This is a genomic window from Haematospirillum sp. 15-248 (assembly GCF_012102665.1).
Lineage (GTDB): Bacteria > Pseudomonadota > Alphaproteobacteria > Rhodospirillales > Rhodospirillaceae > Haematospirillum.
Map to the genome: position 1 here is coordinate 92,434 of NZ_JAAVTF010000005.1, position 18,639 is coordinate 111,072.

Consider the following 18,639-nt stretch of genomic DNA (forward strand, 5'->3'; position numbering starts at 1 on the left):
CATGTCGCCTGTTTCCTTCACCTTGTTGCCAAGTCACCCCACGCGTATAAGCAGGTTGGCGGCGATAGCGGAGTGATATCTGATGATCCAGCCCATTTGGTGTGCAGGGTGTGGTGTGGCTGTTCTGCTGCGCCAGTGTGCAGGGGGGATTGTTTTGTCTCTGCTGTGCTTGCTCTTTTCAGGGCTTCCAGCTTGCGCTTTTTCCTCCCCCGATCCCGGTGATGACGGGGCGCGACATGTTGGTATTTCCAGTGTGTTGTCGGCGCCTGATGTTGAACGCTACCAGCGTATTTTTTCCCTTCAGGATCAAGGTCTTTTTGTCGCCGCAGATCATGTTGTGCGTTCTCTGGACAGCAAGCTGTTGCTTGGTTATGTCTTGCAGGATCGATATCTTTCCGCCCGTTATGGCAAGGCGTCTTTCCAGGAACTCCGGTCGTGGATGGAACTGTACGCAGATCACCATGATGCCCGCCGCATCTATCGGCTGGCCCGCAAACGCGGTGGAGGACCCTTGCCGCATCCCGTCTCGCCGGAAGGGCTTGTTGCGGGTATCTCCGGTGATGATCCGCGGTGGGAGAGGGAGGCATCTGTTTTATCCTCCCGTGCAGCGTCTGTTCTGAAGACAGGACGTATCTTCCGGGGGCACCTGGTTGCCGGTCGCTTTGATGCAGCAAGCAATCTTCTCAGGACAAGTCCTTTGTCTTCAGTTGATCGTGATCGTCTGTGGGCCTCTCTCGCCTATGCTGCTTTTATCAAGGGAAAAGATGAAACAGCCCTGCGTTTTGCCCGTCAGGTACGTGGCCGGGACTCGCGTGCTCTGTCGCTGGCCCACTGGGCCGGTGGCTTGGCAAGCTGGCGGCGCCATGATTACGAGGAGGCGGCTGTATGGTTCTCTGCATTGCGTGATGCAGATAATGCCTCGCCTTGGGTTCGTTCTGCTGCGGCTTATTGGTCCGCCCGCTCTGCCCTGAAAAATCGGCGGCCGCAGGAAGTCAGCCAGTCACTTCATATCGCAGCATCCTATCCGCATACATTTTATGGGTTGATTGCACGGCGGGCACTTGGCCTGCCTTTGGACTTTTCGTGGCGTACGGATACAATCACGGAGCAGGAAGCGGTAGCGATCACTGACTCACCGGCTGGGCGGCGTGCCTTGGCATTGGTTCTGGTCGGCAAGCATGATCGTGCAGAAGATGAGTTGCGCCGCTTGTACCCCGCAGCCAGTCATGAACAAAGGCAGGCGATCCTCCATTTCGCAGAGCGGGAAGGGATGGCCAGTCTGGCCCTGCACCTGTCATCTGTTCGTACCCAGAGTATGGATAACTCCTTTGAATCGGCCCGGTATCCGGTGCCTGCCTGGCAGCCTCGCAATGGATGGGCGTTGGACCGTGCCATGCTGTATGCGTTTGCCCGCCAGGAGTCAGCTTTTAATCCGGCAGCGCGTTCTCCGGCTGGTGCGGTCGGGTTGATGCAGATCATGCCTGCTACGGCCCGTGCGGTTGCACGTATGGAGAATAATGGTTGGCTGGGTGGGTCTCGGGCCGTTATGGATCCCGAAGTCAGTTTGTCCTTGGGGCAGTCGTACCTTGAGCATCTTTTGGGTTTGCCGGACATAAAGGGAAACATGTTTTTTGTTGCTGCTGCCTATAACGCAGGACCGGGCACGCTGGCGCGCTGGAGAAAGACGGTCCGGTACGACGATGATCCCTTGCTGTTCATAGAGGCTATCCCGTCTCGTGAAACGCGTGCCTATATCGAGCGTGTTTTGGCAGATTTGTGGATTTATCGTGATCGCCTGGGGCAGGACAATCCCGGACTGGACATGGTGGCTTCCGGGCGTTGGCCTCTTTATGTTCCGCAGGATGCCCGCACGGCCCCGGCCACTTCTCAGGATCAGTCGCTGTCTTTCCGTTCAGGTTATGTCTTTCCGCCTGCTATGATTGTCAGGGTTATGTAGGGATACGGAGAAGAAGACATATCTGATGCGTAGCGTAACCTTCTATCTGTCTTGCGTCCCCGGCGTATTGTCCGTGTCGTTTGTTACCTTGGTGGCTTTCTTGCTGCACCATCTGAACCTTGCCTTTGGCTTCGGGACGTTGAGTCTGGCCATTGTTCTTGGTATCGTCGCGCGGTCTGCTCTTCCATGTGCTGTTTGCCGTGAACCGGGTGAGATTGCCATGGCCGGCATTCTCCTGCGCTCTGGCCTTGTGTGCCTGGGAGCAACTGTTTCATTGGCAGAGATGCAGGCCATCGGGCTTGGAGGCATGGGCCTTGTTGTCGTGTGCCTTCTCTTTGTGTTGCTGCTGACATTATGGCTGGGGCGGGGAATGGGTCTTGATCCCCGCCTGACTTCCCTGATTGCCTTGGGAACATCCGTGTGCGGGGCTTCGGCGATTGCGGCGGGTCGTGATGTGGCGCGGGCTTCTCCCGAGCACGTCGCCTGCGCCATTGCCTTGGTTACCCTGCTTGGTACCTGTGGCATGTTCATCCTGCCATACCTTGTACACTGGTTTGATCTGGATGAATTCAGGGGCGGACTGTGGTGTGGGGCAACCTTGCATGAAGTGGCCCAGGCCGTTGCCGCTTCCTGGCAGGTTGGTCCTGATGCCGGAGTTATTGGTACGCTGGCAAAGCTTCTGCGGGTTGTTCTGCTTGTTCCTGCCTTGTTTATTGTTGTTTTCTTCCAGAGGCGACAGAACTGTGACGACGTGCATGTTCCCATGGGTCTTCCATGGTTTGTGGTCGGTTTTACAGCTCTTTTTGTCATGCGTAGCGCTGGAGTATTGCCTGGTTCTGTAGAAGAGCACGCGGGCCTGCTTGCAACCATGCTGTTGACCTCGGGTATGGCCGCGCTGGGCTTGCGTACAGATTTCCGCCAGTTGCATCGTCTCGGGATGGCCCCGTTGTTGTTGGGATGTGTGGCCTGGATTGCCATGGTTGCGCTTGCCCTTGTTCTGCTTTTGGCCTTTATGTCCTGACGGTTATTGTTTTTCTTCTGGCTCGGTCACGGCAGGCATGTTGGCCGGGTCGTCGTGTCTTGTCGTTCAGGGTAGTGTCCGATGGAGCATCATGATTTCACAGGGATGGCCATAACAGCCTTGGCTGCGATGGCTTGTGGTGTTGTTTTCACGCGTTTGCGTCAGCCAGCGATTATTGGTTACATCCTTGCTGGTGTTATCCTTGGCCCCTCGGCCTTGGGAATGGTCACGGATCGTGGTGGTGTTGCCCTGTTGGCCGAGCTGGGCATTGTTATGTTGCTGTTTGTGATCGGGCTTGAATTGTCGGTCCATCGCTTTGCTGAAGTGTGGCGTGTGGCGGTTCTGACCACGCTTTTGCAGACGGGGGGGAGTGTCGGGGTCATGCTCCTGTTTCACCGGCTGCTTGACTGGAGTGCAGGAACCGCCGTTCTGCTGGGCTTCTGTCTGGCATTGTCCTCGACAGCTGTGGTGATCAAGGTCCTTGAGCAAAGAGGAGAGCTGGACAGTCCGTCCGGACGGCTGACGGTTGGTATCCTGATCGCCCAGGATATGGCTGTTGTTCCAATGATGCTGACGCTGTCGGCATTGACGGGTGATGGTATCGATCCCAAGGTCATGCTGCGGGTTGCCGTGTCGATCCTTATTCTGGTTGCTCTGGTCTGGGTTTTGTTGCGTCGGGACATTCGTCTACCCTTTGTCGGAACAGTCTCGGGGCACCCTGATCTTGGGCCGCTGGCCGCGTTTGGAGCCTGCTTCGGGGCGGCTGCCTTGGCTGGTTTTGCTGAACTTTCACCTGGGTATGGGGCCTTTGTGGCCGGTCTGGTCATCGGGAACAGTGCGGATGGACAAAGCCTGAGGCATCATGCCCACCCGATACAGGCTTTATTGCTGATGGTGTTTTTCCTGTCTGTTGGTCTGCTGCTTGATCTGACATTCCTCCGTGACAATATCGGTATCGTCTTGCTGATGTTGGTTGCTGTTACCGTGATCAAGGCGACGATCAACGTGCTTGCCCTGCGTTTGCAGAAGATCAGTTGGCGCCGTTCATTCTGTGTGGGGGTAACGCTGGCACAGATCGGGGAGTTCTCCTTTATGCTGGCGGGAGCCGGGGTTTCCCGCAGGCTCCTGGAGAGCGGGGAGGGGCAGTTGGTGGTTGCTGTGACAGTTTTGTCCCTGACGATCAGTCCTCTGTGGCAAATACCGGTGCGTCGCCTGAATACCTGCACGGAATCTTTCTCTGGCCCTGCCGATGTTTTGCGTGTGGCCTGCGCGCCCGAGATCCATAAAGCCCGTCGTTATTGGGCTCTTGTTTCCCGTATTGTCTCCAGGAGTAGAGATGCCTGATTTTTATCTGGAAAATGACGCACGGTCCCGCTTTGGTTCAAATGTTGCCGGTGTTGATGAGGCTGGCCGTGGCCCCTTGGCAGGACCTGTTGTCGCGGGGGCTGCCTTGCTTGATCCAGACCTGTTGCCGGATGTTTTGCTCCATGGTCTGAATGACAGCAAGAAGCTGTCGGCCTCACGGCGGGATGCCTTGTTCTCGATGCTGACCAGCAGTCCTGGTGTGGTCGTGTCGGTTGGTATCGCCAGCGTGGAAGAGATAGACGGCATCAATATTCTGCGAGCAACGCATCTGGCCATGGCACGAGCTGTGAATGGATTGGGCGTGTGCCTTGATGTGGCCTTAATTGATGGAAACCAGGCTCCGAAGAGTTTTCCGTGTCCGGTGATGTGTGTTGTGAAAGGTGACGGCTTGAGCTTGTCTATTGCCGCAGCATCTATCATGGCAAAGGTAACTCGTGACCGCATGATGGAGGTATTGTCGGCAGATTTCCCGGCTTATGGCTGGGATAGAAACATGGGCTATGGAACGGCTGCTCATCGCGAAGCAATTACCAGGCATGGGCTAACCCCGCATCATCGGCGCAGCTTTGCCGGTCAGGGCAGCCTGTTTGAGAGTGTGTGAATTCTTTCCTGCAAGATTGTTATGATTCACAGGCAATACAACGAGTCGCATCACACTATCCACAGCTTGTGGATAGTGTGATTTTCTTTCTGTGTTGCTTTGCCGCAACACCATCAAGGGATTGTGGATGCTTTACCCCAGGTAACACATGATGCTGTGTCTGTGGTCTGTCCGAGCCAATGTTCAGAAGAATGATGGCTGATGGTTCGGTGTGCAGTGACTCTTGACCTGCGACTCGACGTGGCTGAAAACGATTCCTGCCTTCTTTCCTTCTTTTGACCCGATTGTCCAGGACCCGAGCATGTCACGCAAAAAAATGGTTTCTGCCCCCCCTGTGCCGCATAGTCCGTTGAAAACAGATGTTGTCCACTCAGGTGATTGTATCGCTGTGATGAACAGCTTGCCGGAAAAGTCGGTTGACTTGGTTTTTGCGGATCCACCCTATAATCTTCAATTGGGTGGAGAGCTGACGCGTCCTGATAACAGCCGGGTTGATGGCGTTGACAGTGATTGGGACAAATTTGACAGTTTCGCTGAGTATGACCGTTTTACCCGAGACTGGTTGGCGGCAGCGCGGCGTGTGCTGAAAGACGATGGGGCGCTGTGGGTTATCGGCTCCTATCACAATATCTTTCGTGTCGGTACAGCGCTTCAGGACATTGGATTCTGGATTCTCAATGATGTGGTCTGGAACAAGACCAACCCAATGCCAAACTTTCGGGGTACGCGCTTTACGAATGCTCACGAGACCTTGATCTGGTGTGCCCGAAGTGCGGGATCAAAGTACACGTTTAATTATGATGCCATGAAATCGTTGAATGATGGCACTCAGATGCGTAGTGACTGGACGCTCCCCCTCTGCACCGGTAGCGAACGCCTGAAGGATGATGGTGGCGGCAAGCTTCATCCAACCCAGAAGCCTGAGGCATTATTATACCGTATTCTAATGGCGACCACTAATCCCGGTGATATTGTCTTGGATCCTTTCTTCGGGACAGGTACGACGGGTGCAGCCGCCCGAAGGTTGGGGCGCCGGTTTATAGGTATCGAGCGCGATTCCGGGTACCGTATGGCTGCAAAGGCAAGAATTGCGGCTGTTGAACCTGTTTCGGAGCCAGATCTTCTGTTGACGCCTTCACGTCGCAGCGAACCTCGTGTGCCCTTTGGGACTGTTGTGGAACGTGGCCTGCTGGCCCCGGGCGCCCTCCTCACGGATGTATCGGGGCGGTTTACGGCCAAGGTTCGGGCTGACGGGACCATTATTTCGGCAGAGGTGCGCGGATCTATACATCAGGTCGGGGCTGCTGTGCAGGGGGCTCCAGCTTGTAATGGCTGGACATTCTGGCATACCCGATATGGCGGGAATTTGGTTCCCTTAGATGTCTTTCGTCAAAAAGTCAGGGCTGATGTCTATCAGTCTGTTCAATAATGTCATTATTGTTGCAATATTTTTTCAATAAAAAGGCTGCTGATTGGCAGCCTTTCTTCGTATGGTTATTAAGGACTATGCTATATTAAAAAATAATATCTGGGTCTCTGATATTTATATCTGTATAGTTCTCTCTGCATCTCTTGATAGGGGTGCCTGCGTCCAGAATGGACGACATGTTCTCTAGAAATGGAGAGTACCGTTATGACGGATATTGCACTTTCTGCTGCAAGCAGGTCGAACCTGCTTTCTTTGCAGACCACCCAATCCTTTGTTAACCGGACCCAGAATCGTCTTTCCACCGGGAAGGCGGTGTCCTCGGTTATTGATGATGCGTTGAAGTTCTTCAGCGCAAAGTCCCTGACTGACCGTGCGGGCGACTTGTCAGCTCGTAAGGACTCGATTGACCAAGGGATTAATGCCCTGAAGGTCGTTGTTGAGACCACTACCCGTCTGGAGCAATTTGTCAACCAGATGCGTGGTATCGTTAACAGCGCCCGCTCAGCGACAAAGGATCAGCGTACGGAGTTTACATCTCAGCTCGGTTCCTTGGCTTTTCAGGTCCAGAAATTGGTTGATGATGCATCGTATCAAGGTCAAAATCTGCTGAACTCCTCAGCGTCCAAGCTGACAGTCTACTTTTCTGAGAAGTCCGACTCCAAGCTGGATGTGAACGGCATCAATTTCAATGCTTCCAAGTTCTTCTTGAATTCTGCTGGTGTTGCACTCAGTGTTAAGATTAGCAATGCCAACACTTCGGCTCTTTCTGTTGTGGTCAGGCTTGGATTTACCGCGGGTCTGCAGGTATATAATCTTTCAAAAGCTGCTGATCTTGCGTCATTTAACAAGAAGGCTGACTTGGTTGTAACCCGTCTTGAAAAGACGATCAGCAACGTTCGTGCAAAGTCGGCTGCTTTTGGTAGCTCTGTTGCTATTCTCCAGGTTCGCCTGGATTTCACCAAGAATTATACCAACATCCTGACGGAAGGTTCGGACAAGCTGACGCTTGCTGACCTGAACGAGGAAGGTGCAAACCTTCTGGCCCTGCAGACCCGGCAGCAGCTGGGTATTCAGGCGCTGTCGTTCGCCGGTCAGTCTGAACAGGCTGTTCTGGGGCTGTTCCGTTAAGCATCCCTGCGTTAGAGTGACCGGGAAGAGACATTCTCTTCCCGGTCTTTTTTTATGCCGGTTGTTCATCGTGCTTGACGGAGAGGGGCGAATTGTCATGGCGTTGAAGGTCCAAATCAAACCTGGCCAGAAACTGGTGATTAATGGTGCTGTTCTGGAAAATGCATCGGCCCGTGTTGTCTCTTTGTTGGTACACAACCAAGTCTCCATTCTGCGACAGCAGGATATCCTGACCCAAGACGAAGCAATCACGCCAGCCACCCGTGTTTATTATGCGCTGCAGTGTGTCTATTTGTTTCCAGAAGATCGTTCGCGTCATTTAGTCCTTTTTAAGGATTTCCTGACATCGTTTACTGATGCTGTGCCCAGTTCGATGGAGATCACCGAGGAGATTTTTGCGCTTGTTGGAGATGAGGACTACTTCAAGGCACTGAAAGTTGCCCGACGCTTGATTACCCACGAGGGAGATATCCTCCGCCATGTCGAACAAAGGCTTGCTGAAGAGTTACAACACAGTGATCCAGCCGGGTGATCCCCGGAAAACCGAGGCTTGGGCTCTGATGCAGGCAGCTGTGCGTATGAAGCTGGCGCAGGACAGCGATGACTTTGATCAGATGCGTACGGCCTTGCGTCTGAACTGGCGGCTTTGGACTATCCTGCAGTCAGATCTTTTGGAGCCGGATTGTCCTGTTCCGCCAGAGCTGCGCGCCAATATGCTTTCCCTCTCAAACTTTGTCGATCGTCAGGCTGTTGCGTTCATGGCCAATCCGGATGCACGTCTTCTTGATACCTTGATTTCCATCAACAGGGAAATTAGCGCCGGTTTATCTACGACGGATGAAAGCGGCTCTGCTTCGGGAGATACGCCTGAAGCCGCTGTGCCAAGTGGTCATAATGTGCAGACCTAGCTTGTTTGTTCCTGGTTTTGGGGTCCGCCGTGCGATTTACAGATTTACGACAGTTTCTGGTGGTGTATTGTGATTCTGCACCCGTTCTGGTCGGCTGTTCGTGAGTGTGTGCAATGAGCGAGACTGCTTCCCTGTCCATCAACTCTCTCCGCGACTTGCTTTCTGGCGCAGAACCGGACTGGCGTTCTGTTCTGGAATGTGCGGAAGCTGTGCTGGATCAAGATGGAGATACGCAGGATCTTGCGATTGCATCTGTTGTGGCTGCACTCTCGTGTCTGAACCTTGGTTTGTGGCGTAAGGCGCATAGCCATAACAAGCGAGCACTGGAGCTAGACCCATCCAGTCAGGAAGCTGCCGAGTTATTCTCTGCGCTTGCAGCCAAGGCATCATCTATGGCTGATGCAGCGTATTATCTCAAGATCGCGGGCACGCTTGATCCTTCTCCTGTTGAGTGGTTTTGTGATTTTGCGTCTGCACATATTCCTGATGCCGGGAAGGCGTTCTCCATGATGGAGGACGACTCCCTGATGAAGCGGGGCACTGCGTTGTTGGCAACGGGAGACTATGTAGCAGCTGAGGAGTGTTTCCGAGGGCATGTTGCGTTCCATCCCACCAGTGTGGACGGGCACTTGGCCATTGCGGTTTGCATGATGTCCATGGAGCAGTATCTATCTGCTCAAAGCGGTTTGAGAGCGGCCATGCATGTTCTGCCCGATAGTGGCGCATTGGCAATGACGCTTGCTCAGGCGCTGTATAGTACAGGTGATTACGAAGCCGGTCGTGTTGTGCATGACTGGGCTGTCAGGGTAGACTCCTCATTCTCCTCTCGTGCGCATGCTTTCATTGATCGCCTTTCCAATCCGTTGGAGGATGCTGGCGTTCTGGAAAAGAGTTACCAAGGTCTGGTTTCAACCGCCCTTGCTGATGTTGGGCGGGATGATACGATTTCCCTGTATTCGCGTGGCTCTGGCCGGATAACCATTGGCTACGTCGTGTCGCGGCGAACCGTGACACTGGATGATTTGGGGCTGGCTGCGGTTATTGCGGCTCATAATCCTGTGCGCTGGCGTGTTATTGGTTTCGGTGAGGGTGCTTTGTCAGAAATCAGGAACGGGCTTTTCCAGCACTGCTTCTCTGTATGGCACAATATCAGTGACATGGATCGTTTTACAGTGTCCAGATTGGTTCAGGGCGAAGAGATCGACGTCCTTGTTGATACGTCTGGCCTTGCTCTTCCTCGTCAATTTGAGGCTTTCATTCCGAGGATGGCACCGCTTCAGGTATCGTGGGGAGGGCTTCCCTGGAATCCTGGATCGGACGTCTTTGACGCTGTGGTTCTTGATGACCACATACGTGCTGCTCCTGCTCTTGATGAACAGAAGCTTGTATCTCTGCATGGGGGAGCCTTGTGTACCGGTTTGCCACCGGATGATGCTCCTCTATCGGATCGTGCATGTGATGGCGAATTTCTGATAGGCTTCCCTATCTATTTCCGGGAGCTGAACTATTATTCGGTTGCCTTGGCGGCGGCGTGTCTTCTGAAAATTCCTGAATCAAAGATCATATTGATTGACCGTGATTTCTCATTTGGTGAGACAGTTGGTCGTTTGTTGACAATGTTTGGAACTTTCGGCGTTGCTCATCGTATCGATCTGATCCAGGTTGATGATGAAGCGGCTCTGGCTTGCGAATGTGATCTTGTTCTCAGTCCTCCTGCTCCTCGGTCGGCGGTGCATGCTGTCAGTGTGTTGTGGGCTGGTGTGCCTGTTCTGGCTTTAGCCGGGGAGGGACGGCACATGCGGGGTGTCTCCTCTTTCCTGACTATGGCCGGATTGGGTGAGGAGTGCGTGGGATCCACGCCGGATAATGTCGCAGAGCTGGCTGCGGATTGGGCTTCTGACAGGGGACGCTTGGTGTCTTTTCGTGATACGATCCGTGACCGCATGCGTCAGGCGCCACCCTTTGATTTCAAGGCACGTTGTCGTTCTCTGGAAGGTATTTACGATAATCTTCTCGCTAAATTCGGGGATCCCGTTGATTGTTGAGAAAAGTGGTGGGGGTCAGCAATAGACATGAATGATGTTGATCAGCAAGTCGAGGAACGTCTTGCTCGTAACTATAAGATTTTTGAAGAACGTTTTCCCAAGCTGGCTGCCGATTTACGCACTATTGGTACGCCATCATCCCGCATTGTTTGGAGTGGTGACCAAGCGGTCAACATTGACATAGGAGGGACCAACCTTTATCCGGGTGATGCTCCTTCTTGGACAGCTGGTCAGTTGCGCGGTCGTTCTGATACCATGGACCGCTTGGTTTTCGGTAGCCCTGAACACTGTAATATTTCCGCGATCGGATTTCCGCTTGCTAAAGACTGCGCTAATTTTTTATCTGATCAAAGCATTGAATGTGATGCATATCCTCTTAATGAGATTGAGTATAGCTTTATTTTTGGGGTAGGTCTTGGTTACCACCTGAGTGAACTTCTCTCTTCTGAAGATGTTAATACATTTATTATCATAGAGCCTGTTGCAGACTTTATCATTCACTCAATGAATGTCATTGATTGGGTTCCTATTATCGAGAAAATATATGAACGGGGTGCCTCTTTATATTTCATCACAGCAGATATGCCGGAGCGTGCTGTCAGGTCCATAGAAGATGTCGTTACAAACAGAGGTAACGCATTTTTGGACGGATCATATATTTATGTACATTACTATTCTTGGGCCCTGAAGGAATCGTACAATATATTCAGCGATATGATAAAGTATCACTATATAACTAGTGGATTCTATGAAGATGAAGTGAAAATGGTTGAGAATACAGTTTCAAACTTCACGCGGTATCCATTCAGGCTTGTTCGTGCCCAAGAAATGCTTGAGCAGAGAATGCCGGTTTTCATTATTGGATCTGGCCCTTCTCTTGATAAAGACATGCCATATATTCGTAAATGGATCGATCGATCTGTTATTGTTAGTTGTGGTACGGCATTGGGAATCCTTCTAAAGTCCAGTATAACGCCTGATATACATGTTGAGAATGAGAATGTTGACTTGGTGGCGGAGATTCTCTCCAGCGCTGCAGAAAAATATGACTTGAGTACAATCAGGTTGATGGCGTCAACAACGGCAACGCCGGAGATTGGTGAGCTCTTTGGTTCGATCTGGTTCTACTTCCGAGGTGGCTTGTCTAGTACTTACCTGTTTGGTGGTCGTGAAGTGCCTCTGCTTGGCGCATTTCCTTTGGTAGCAAATGCGGCCTTTTCAGGCATGGTCCGTCTTGGATTTCGTACATTCTATTTTTTTGGCTGTGACTGTGGTGCACGTGACCCTAAAAAACATCATGCCGAGCAGGTTTTCTATAATATTGACTACAATGGGAAAGCTGAAGTTGACACGGACTGGGAGAATAAGCTGGTTCGGACTGTGCCTGGAAATTTCGGTGGCACTGTCAGCAGTGCTTGGCATCTGGATATGTCCCGTCGTGTTTTTGTGGAGACGGTTCGTCTGCTGTCTGTTGACGTGTGGAATTGCTCTGACGGAGCCAAGATAGAAGGATTTTCTCCTTTGGCTGCCGGGGCTATTCGTCTGGATGTATCCACTGTATCAAAGTCAAAAATACTTGAGAGGGTTGAGCGTCAACTCCCACTTTTCCAGCCTCCGGATATTTTGCGTGACATTACTGTATCCAGTTGGCTTCAGGGTATAGAGTCTTATGATGATGCGCTTTCGTGCATCTTGGAGGATTTGCGATGTGAATCACCCAGCTATCGATCGCTTTTAAAGCAGGTCCGAGAGCTTTTATCATCCAGTACAACATTTATGCCTATCGCCCGTATGGCCAGTGCGACGTTTGAGTCCATGATTCGGTATGGTGCCTTTGTTGGGACGAGGGTCAAGGATTCGGATAACAGGAAGAAGTTTTTTGATTTCTTCACAAAATGTTATGAAGAGCGCAGCAAGGTCATTACGGCCGAAATCAAGGAATTTCTGGAGGATATGGACGAGAAGATCAGTGCTGCGAAGAAGGCAAAAGGAATTCGTACCTGAGGTTCTGGCAGGCAGGTTCTCGTGACCCTGTTCGGACAGTACATAGGCTGGATGTAGCCTTTTATTCTTCAGAGTTCATTGTTCAGATGTAATCTTTCAGGCTCAACTTCGCCAATCGTCCAGTTACCTGGTATGATGCTTCCAAAGCCCTTTGGGTTTCATTAAGCCGGGTGATGGCTTCGGCCATGTCAACTTCTTCGATATCGGCAATCCCGGTTTCGAGAAAGGCAATGAAATTCCGCGCCCTGTCTTCGGCACCTTTTAGCTCGACGCGGTTGAAGCCGATCGTTTGCTGGAGTGCAGACAGGTCATTGCGGCTTTCATTCATGCCTTCATCGTGCAGGATTGCGTCGTTGATCAACGCGATTCCTGTTTCCAGACGCCGATAGAACTCAGGCAGGTCAATATCTCCCGTACCTGTTACCGGGAAACCCTGACCAATAATACCCAGTCCGCGGATCAGTTTTTCGAATGCGGCATCCTGTGCGTTGACACCAATGGTAATAATCCGGTTTTCATCAACCCTGTGTTCGCTGCGCAGATTGTCGCCCTGATAATAGCCTGTGCTGACAATATTGACGTCTGTCTGATTGCCGATGGTCGGGATCACCGGCGTTGTGTAAATCATTTCCCCAGCCAGAATCTGGGTCATGGTACCCGCGCCGGTGATGTCAGTGTTCGACGGGTAGCGTACTGTGAAGATCGTGTTGTTGCCGGTGCTATTTTCCAGTCGTATGGCGGCCCCGTTCGGAACCCCGACGTTGAGATTAATGCTTTCTGTTGCCGCGCTGGGAAATGGAGGTGTTACCTTCATGTAACGCCCGTCTTCCGAGATTTCTGTAATGGTGTAAACACCATCATTAGCTGCCGTGCCACTGTCAATCAGAAGTGCCATCCCCCGTTCCAGTCGACTGAAGGCATTGGCATTGGGCGAAGTGATGGAACCTTCGGCGGGTGCAGGTGCTGGTCTGGGATCCGGAACAGAGGTCGCGAATGTCATGGTTCCGGCTGTTGCAGCCGATATCGAACCAGTGATGAAGCGTTTGGTTTCACCCGCCCCAGTATCCGCTGCGATAGTGCCATAGCTTGTTCCGGAAATAGCAGCGGGGTTGTTGAATACAACATCCACAGCACGGAAATCGATGTCAAACAGGTTGGCAGCGCGTGTTTCAGGGAAGGTTACGGTGTTGCCATTATAAACAGCCTCGAATGCTTCCAGACTGGATACAGGCATCTTGACCGGTGGTGTTTGTTCCCGCCCCCCCGAAAAGAGATAGCGTCCCTCAAGATCTGTGTTCAGGGTATCGCGGATCTGGGCCAAGGATCCCACGGCATTTTTACGCATCTGGTTCAGGGACGCTATGTATTCCGATGCAGGCCTGTCTGTGCGCAGCTTGGCGACTTCGCGGATATCTGCAATGACTTTCTGTGCGTTGCGTTCAATGTCATTGGCGCAATTCTGGGTCTGGTTGGCCCGTACTTCAGCGACAACATTTCCCGCCTTGAATCGTTCGGCTCGATCACGGATGGTTTCCATGTTGACCAGCCGGAAGCTTTCGATGGAAAGCCCTGCGTAGGTCTGGCTCTTCTTCTTGCTGTTTACTTGCAGGGTTGAATCATAGAGCATGCCCTGCAGGTCTACCATGCGATTCAACAGAACCTGACTGCTGACATAGCTTGGAACACGTGTCATGGCCGTTGTCCTTAGCGAATTATATCATTGAGAATGTCGAGCATCTGCTTGGTCGTTGAAATGACCTTGGCGGCAGCGGAGTACGATTGTTCAAAGATCATCAACTGGGACAGCTCTTCGTCCAAATTTACCTGGCTGACCTGGGCATCTTTCATGACCAGTGCTTCGCTCAACCCCTGTTGATAAGTAACGGATTCCTTGGCTGTGGCGGCTCGGCCCGCAGCGTTGGAGACGATAGCGGCACCATAGTCGGTCAGTTTCAGGCTTCCGGTGGCCAGTCCGCCAGACAGATTATAGCTCCGTGGTGTTGTGAAGACCTTTGCCACTTCGTTGATGTTGCTGTTGTCCCCGACCGATACATAGTATTGCGCCGTAATGGGATTGAACTGTACCTTGCCCCGGTGCAGCCGACTGGGGCTGAGCGTCAGGCTGGGGTTGACAACAATGCTACGTGCGTTTCCGGTATCGGATGGGGCCAGTTGCAGCGGGCCAAACGCTGTTGTGGGGCCTGTGGCACTGGTTACAACCAGTTCTCCACCATCCAGATTGCTCAGGCGCAGCCGTTCTCCGGTGCCATCCGGGATGACATTGGCAATAATGCGGTCTGCAAGAGCCGGGGTTCCATTGATACGATCAGCAAGTGTTCTCAGGCTATCACCCGGCAGAACGGAAACCGTGGCAAAGTTGATGCCGACGGTGTCTGTTGAAAACTGCAGGGTTGCACTGCCAACGGTATAGTAGTCTTTCGATATAACTGTGCTGTCCCAGGTCCTGTTCTTGACACCTTTGTGGAACAGGTCATTCAGTCCAAAGAAGTTGGCAAAACCCTTGACGGTCTCATCCGCATTTCCGTCATTATTGGCATCAAACAGGATTGTGGCATCTGTGGCTTCAGCCCCAAGGCTGGAGTCAACCTGGTCGCGGAAACCCAGTGATGCTTGGGCGGTGTTCAGCTGGATCTCAAAGGTTCCACCTGTGTTGACCTTGACTGTTGCATCAGCCAAGTTGGGACCAGCCGGAAGCCGCAGCCATGATTGCATACGGCTGGCTACTTGATCAATGGTCCACGGGCCGTTGGCTGGATAAGCTCCACCAGCAAAAGATCCATCGGTCATGATTGTATTCAATGTTGTGGTTGACTTCTGTGACCCATCTGTATTGAAAACAGTCAAGGTCACGTCGCTTTTTTGTAGAGAGATTGTCTGGTTATAGTTTGTGATTGCCGCATCCGGTATGAACGAGCGTGATCCGATCATAGCATTGGCCACGGCCGGGAAGCTGGTTCCCCGGTTGTGAGCTTCATTCACAGATGTCCGCAGTTTTGTAGCCAGCTCGTCCATCTGGGCCTGCAGGTCGGGAAGTTCCCGGTCACGAACCTCGATCAGGGATTTCAGTTTTCCCTGACGGATATCGCCAGTGATATCCAGGACTCCGACGGACATCTTTGAGAACTGCCCCGAGGCAAATGTGTCGGTGGGCGAAACCTGCGTTGCCGGGTTAAAGACAATTTGTTTGGCAACGCTGTCAATCAAGGTCACGCCAGATGCCGTGTACATGACAACCGCCCCGTTTTCCCTGACAAAGTGTTGCACATCCATGATTTCATTGATTTTACCCAGAAGTGTATCGCGCTTGTCTTCCAGGTCGGCGGTGCCGCGCTTGGTTGCCCTGGCCAGAACGATCCGTTCATTCAGGACGGCAATATCCTTGACGGCTGCATTCATGATCTCAAGGTTGGCGTAAATGTCTTGGTCGGCTGCGGCCCGCAGATCCTGTATGGAATTGGACAGGGTATTCATTTGATACGCAATGTCCTGCATTTTACGGATAGTACGGTCGCTTTGTCCCGTGTTGATGGCAGCCTGTTCGAATTGGGTCGAGAGATTGTTGATGGTGTGGGCAATTGTTGTGTTGTCACCGGGTTTGCCAAAAAGATCCTGCAGGCGATCAAAGTACTTTTGTGTAGCGGCGTACTGCTGGTACAAGCCCGCAGCTTGCCAAGAATTGGCTCTTAACTTCTCGTCAACCCGGCGTGTTGTTTCCGCAACCTCTACCCCAACCCCATAGCCCGCCAGAACGCGGCTTGTCGGGTTGAACAGCTTGCGGGAAAAGCCTGGCGTGTTCAGGTTGGCAATATTGTTTGACACCAGGTCCAAGCCTTGTTTGGAGGCCTGTAGCCCGCTGAGAGCAGCAGAAAGTCCAAGTGTCAGTGACATGGGATTATCCTTTGGTTACCGTCCTAAAACAGCTTGTTTTCATAAAGATGCTTTCAGAATTCCTTGTTCAGGGCGATCGCAAGGCGCTTGTTTTCCACCTGATTTCCATCCAGGCGTCCACTTTCGCCATAAGCGGCCTGACCTTTCTCCTGGATTTCGCGAACGGCATCGGCAACGGCCCCCATAAAAGTATTGCCTGCCACAATACCGGCTCGCAGCAAGCTTTCATTCAGGCGTGAAGATTGCTCCAGAAGTTCTCCGGCAATCTTGAGCTTTTCGACCTGTGCTTGCGGCATGCCTTTGGCGATGTCCGGCTCCCGGCGTAGAACAACAATCTGTTCCAGGTATGCCCGGGTCAGGGCCTTCTTGCGCTCGCTGTGTTCCTTGACATCCCCATAACGATGTTTGCGCAGGGCATCATTTTCCAGATCCAGGATGCGGGTCAGTTCGGTCACGACCATTAACAGATCTTCCGGACGATCGGGGGGTGTGATCGGAGATGTTCTGTCCTGTCCGGATTCACGGGTGGCCCGGCTTGCTGTTTCCTGATGCGTGTTTCTTGGCGTATTGCGCGGTTTACCGGTGGCAGCAACAGCCCTAGCTTGCCTTGGGGCACCAAGGCTGGCAACAGACTGCCGTCCTGCACGGGGGGGTGCGTCCTGTGTTGCCGTTCGTGTCAGACGACCGGGGCGTTTGGATGAACCAAAGGTCATCATGGGGTTGTCTCCTGTGCCTGCAACATGGCTTTTACAACGTGATCGGCCAGACCGATTCCGCCGGCCTTGGCAATGGATTTTCCGTATTCATCAATCAGAAGGCTGCGCCATTTGTCTTCCCCAATCCCCCCGCCAAATGTTTCGTTGGTCTTGATGCCGGCGAACATGGCTTGCAGGGCCTGCGAGAGAAAGAAGGATTCGAAGCTTTCGGCCGCAGCCTGCACCTTGTCCAAGTTTCTTCCCGCTGCGTGGTTGCTTAGGGCGGCCAGTTCATTTTGATGACGGGCGCTGCTGTAAACCAGCGATGTATCAGCCAGAGGCACCATTACATCACCTCAATCTCTGCTTGCAGGGCCCCGGCGGCCTTGATGGCCTGCAATATGCTGATCATGTCCCGTGGGCCAATGCCCAATGCATTGAGTCCATTGACAACCTCCTGCAGGCTGACTCCAGCATCCACGATGCCCAGCTTGCGATCAGCGCCTTCATCCACCTGGATATCTGTGCGTGGAACGACCACGGTCTGCCCAACGGCCGAGAAAGGATTGGGCTGGCTGACCTGGGGCGTTTCGGTAACGCGGATTGTCAGGCTTCCCTGTGCGACAGCCACCCGTGAAACCCGGACATTCTCACCAATCACAATAATGCCGGTTTGCTCGTCAATGACGACTCGTGCCAGCTGATCTGGTTCCACGCGCAGTTGCTCGATATCGGTCAGGAGCGAGACCACATTACGTCCCGGTGGGACGGTTACCTTGACGGTTCCCGGATCATCGGGGACAGCTTGCTGGCTTCCCAGATAGGAATTGACTGCTGCCGCTACCCGCCGTGCGGTCGTCAGGTCGGGGTTGCGCAAAGAGATATTCACCGTTTGCATCCCGGCCAGTGTGAAGGGAACTTCACGTTCAATCGTGGCACCGTTGGGTATACGGCCAGATGTGGGAACCCCCTTGCTGATGCTGGCCCCTTGTCCTTGGGCTTCAAAGCCGCCAACCTGCACTTGCCCTTGGGCAACGGAATACACCTCACCATCGGCGCCGACCAGCGGAGTTACCAGCAGGGTACCACCCAGAAGGCTCTTGGCATCCCCCAGAGCCGAAACGGTAACATCAATGCGGGATCCCTGACGGCCGAAAGGCGGCAAACTTGCCGTAACCATGACAGCCGCTATATTCTTGGGTTTCAGGCTTGATGCATCCCGCGTGTTGACACCCAGACGCTCCAGCATCCCGATCAGGCTTTCCCGGGTGAAGGGCATATCTTCTATTTTGTCGCCCGTTCCTTTCAGGCCAACAACCAAGCCATACCCAATCAGCATATTTTCCCGTACGCCTTCAAACTCGGCAATGTCCTTGATCCGGGATGGTGCTGTATATGCCGTGTTCGTTGCAGCCAGAAAAACCAGAGCGGCAGTTATTGCCGTGGTGACAGCGCGCAACTTTTTCGCACAACAAGCGCGGAAACAGGGCATTTCCAGCAGTCCTCCAATCCAGGGCAGGGTCATGTCTGTCTCTCGGGGACAAAACAATCAGTCTGCGCTCCTCTCATATGCCAGA

General features: G+C 52.8%; 15 protein-coding genes. 10 read left to right on the top strand and 5 right to left on the bottom strand.

The annotated features are described in order from the left end of the window. Positions 1 to 82: 82 nt before the first annotated feature. The 10 genes from HEQ72_RS06395 to HEQ72_RS06440 all read left to right on the top strand — a co-directional run bounded on the left by HEQ72_RS06395 (position 83) and on the right by HEQ72_RS06440 (position 12,458). Positions 83 to 1,957 (top strand): lytic transglycosylase domain-containing protein, encoded by a 1,875-nt coding sequence (locus tag HEQ72_RS06395; RefSeq protein ID WP_168022902.1) that lies wholly within the window; start codon positions 83 to 85, stop codon positions 1,955 to 1,957. 25 nt (positions 1,958 to 1,982) lie between these two features. Continuing rightward, positions 1,983 to 2,978 carry a YeiH family protein gene (locus HEQ72_RS06400; protein WP_245183237.1) on the top strand — a complete coding sequence of 332 codons (996 nt, stop codon included), beginning with the start codon at positions 1,983 to 1,985 and terminating at the stop codon, positions 2,976 to 2,978. An 81-nt stretch (positions 2,979 to 3,059) separates the two neighbouring features. After that, entirely contained in the window at positions 3,060 to 4,322 is a 1,263-nt protein-coding gene (locus tag HEQ72_RS06405; RefSeq protein ID WP_168021074.1) for a cation:proton antiporter, read from the top strand. Next, a complete protein-coding gene (locus HEQ72_RS06410) occupies positions 4,315 to 4,944 on the top strand; it encodes a ribonuclease HII (RefSeq protein ID WP_168022903.1) in 630 nt (209 codons plus the stop codon). The genes HEQ72_RS06405 and HEQ72_RS06410 overlap by 8 nt, the downstream gene beginning before the upstream one ends. Before the next feature lie 316 nt (positions 4,945 to 5,260). Continuing rightward, on the top strand, positions 5,261 to 6,373 hold the full coding sequence (locus HEQ72_RS06415; protein WP_168021127.1) for a site-specific DNA-methyltransferase: 1,113 nt from the start codon (positions 5,261 to 5,263) through the stop codon (positions 6,371 to 6,373). A gap of 204 nt (positions 6,374 to 6,577) precedes the next feature. Beyond that, positions 6,578 to 7,501 carry a flagellin gene (locus tag HEQ72_RS11470; RefSeq protein ID WP_168022904.1) on the top strand — a complete coding sequence of 308 codons (924 nt, stop codon included), beginning with the start codon at positions 6,578 to 6,580 and terminating at the stop codon, positions 7,499 to 7,501. A 97-nt stretch (positions 7,502 to 7,598) separates the two neighbouring features. Then, entirely contained in the window at positions 7,599 to 8,033 is a 435-nt protein-coding gene (locus HEQ72_RS06425; protein ID WP_168021077.1) for a flagellar biosynthesis repressor FlbT, read from the top strand. Beyond that, entirely contained in the window at positions 8,017 to 8,409 is a 393-nt protein-coding gene (locus HEQ72_RS06430) for a flagellar biosynthesis regulator FlaF (RefSeq protein WP_168022905.1), read from the top strand. Before HEQ72_RS06425 ends, HEQ72_RS06430 begins: the two co-directional genes overlap by 17 nt. Before the next feature lie 113 nt (positions 8,410 to 8,522). Continuing rightward, positions 8,523 to 10,454, top strand: a complete 1,932-nt coding sequence (locus HEQ72_RS06435; RefSeq protein WP_168022906.1) for a hypothetical protein — start codon at positions 8,523 to 8,525, stop codon at positions 10,452 to 10,454. 27 nt (positions 10,455 to 10,481) lie between these two features. Further along, entirely contained in the window at positions 10,482 to 12,458 is a 1,977-nt protein-coding gene (locus HEQ72_RS06440) for a motility associated factor glycosyltransferase family protein (RefSeq protein ID WP_168022907.1), read from the top strand. 82 nt (positions 12,459 to 12,540) lie between these two features. On the opposite strand, the gene HEQ72_RS06445 is transcribed toward HEQ72_RS06440, so the two are convergent. From HEQ72_RS06445 to HEQ72_RS06465, 5 genes are read right to left on the bottom strand one after another with little or no spacing between them, the layout of a single operon-like run. Then, positions 12,541 to 14,151 (bottom strand): flagellin, encoded by a 1,611-nt coding sequence (locus HEQ72_RS06445; protein WP_168021082.1) that lies wholly within the window; start codon positions 14,149 to 14,151, stop codon positions 12,541 to 12,543. An 11-nt stretch (positions 14,152 to 14,162) separates the two neighbouring features. Beyond that, complete coding sequence (gene flgK / locus HEQ72_RS06450; protein WP_168022908.1) at positions 14,163 to 16,367, bottom strand: flagellar hook-associated protein FlgK; 2,205 nt, start codon at positions 16,365 to 16,367, stop codon at positions 14,163 to 14,165. A gap of 53 nt (positions 16,368 to 16,420) precedes the next feature. Further along, the gene (locus tag HEQ72_RS06455) at positions 16,421 to 17,083 is read right to left on the bottom strand and encodes a hypothetical protein (RefSeq protein WP_168022909.1); all 663 of its coding nucleotides are present in this window, start codon (positions 17,081 to 17,083) and stop codon (positions 16,421 to 16,423) included. Then, the gene (locus tag HEQ72_RS06460) at positions 17,080 to 17,409 is read right to left on the bottom strand and encodes a rod-binding protein (RefSeq protein WP_168021085.1); all 330 of its coding nucleotides are present in this window, start codon (positions 17,407 to 17,409) and stop codon (positions 17,080 to 17,082) included. Before HEQ72_RS06460 ends, HEQ72_RS06455 begins: the two co-directional genes overlap by 4 nt. Next, positions 17,409 to 18,554 carry a flagellar basal body P-ring protein FlgI gene (locus tag HEQ72_RS06465; protein ID WP_168021129.1) on the bottom strand — a complete coding sequence of 382 codons (1,146 nt, stop codon included), beginning with the start codon at positions 18,552 to 18,554 and terminating at the stop codon, positions 17,409 to 17,411. The genes HEQ72_RS06460 and HEQ72_RS06465 overlap by 1 nt, the downstream gene beginning before the upstream one ends. Positions 18,555 to 18,639 lie beyond the last annotated feature (85 nt).

Bases quoted from the DNA above. Each gene is read 5' to 3' on its own strand.
- HEQ72_RS11470 (WP_168022904.1), top strand. From the start codon at position 6,578: ATGACGGATATTGCACTTTCTGCTGCAAGCAGGTCGAACCTGCTTTCT.
- HEQ72_RS06460 (WP_168021085.1), bottom strand. From the start codon at position 17,409: ATGGTGCCTCTGGCTGATACATCGCTGGTTTACAGCAGCGCCCGTCAT.
- HEQ72_RS06445 (WP_168021082.1), bottom strand. From the start codon at position 14,151: ATGACACGTGTTCCAAGCTATGTCAGCAGTCAGGTTCTGTTGAATCGC.
- HEQ72_RS06405 (WP_168021074.1), top strand. From the start codon at position 3,060: ATGGAGCATCATGATTTCACAGGGATGGCCATAACAGCCTTGGCTGCG.
- HEQ72_RS06465 (WP_168021129.1), bottom strand. From the start codon at position 18,554: ATGCCCTGTTTCCGCGCTTGTTGTGCGAAAAAGTTGCGCGCTGTCACC.
- HEQ72_RS06440 (WP_168022907.1), top strand. From the start codon at position 10,482: ATGAATGATGTTGATCAGCAAGTCGAGGAACGTCTTGCTCGTAACTAT.
- flgK (WP_168022908.1), bottom strand. From the start codon at position 16,367: ATGTCACTGACACTTGGACTTTCTGCTGCTCTCAGCGGGCTACAGGCC.
- HEQ72_RS06455 (WP_168022909.1), bottom strand. From the start codon at position 17,083: ATGATGACCTTTGGTTCATCCAAACGCCCCGGTCGTCTGACACGAACG.
- HEQ72_RS06425 (WP_168021077.1), top strand. From the start codon at position 7,599: ATGGCGTTGAAGGTCCAAATCAAACCTGGCCAGAAACTGGTGATTAAT.
- HEQ72_RS06395 (WP_168022902.1), top strand. From the start codon at position 83: ATGATCCAGCCCATTTGGTGTGCAGGGTGTGGTGTGGCTGTTCTGCTG.
- HEQ72_RS06410 (WP_168022903.1), top strand. From the start codon at position 4,315: ATGCCTGATTTTTATCTGGAAAATGACGCACGGTCCCGCTTTGGTTCA.
- HEQ72_RS06435 (WP_168022906.1), top strand. From the start codon at position 8,523: ATGAGCGAGACTGCTTCCCTGTCCATCAACTCTCTCCGCGACTTGCTT.
- HEQ72_RS06400 (WP_245183237.1), top strand. From the start codon at position 1,983: ATGCGTAGCGTAACCTTCTATCTGTCTTGCGTCCCCGGCGTATTGTCC.
- HEQ72_RS06415 (WP_168021127.1), top strand. From the start codon at position 5,261: ATGGTTTCTGCCCCCCCTGTGCCGCATAGTCCGTTGAAAACAGATGTT.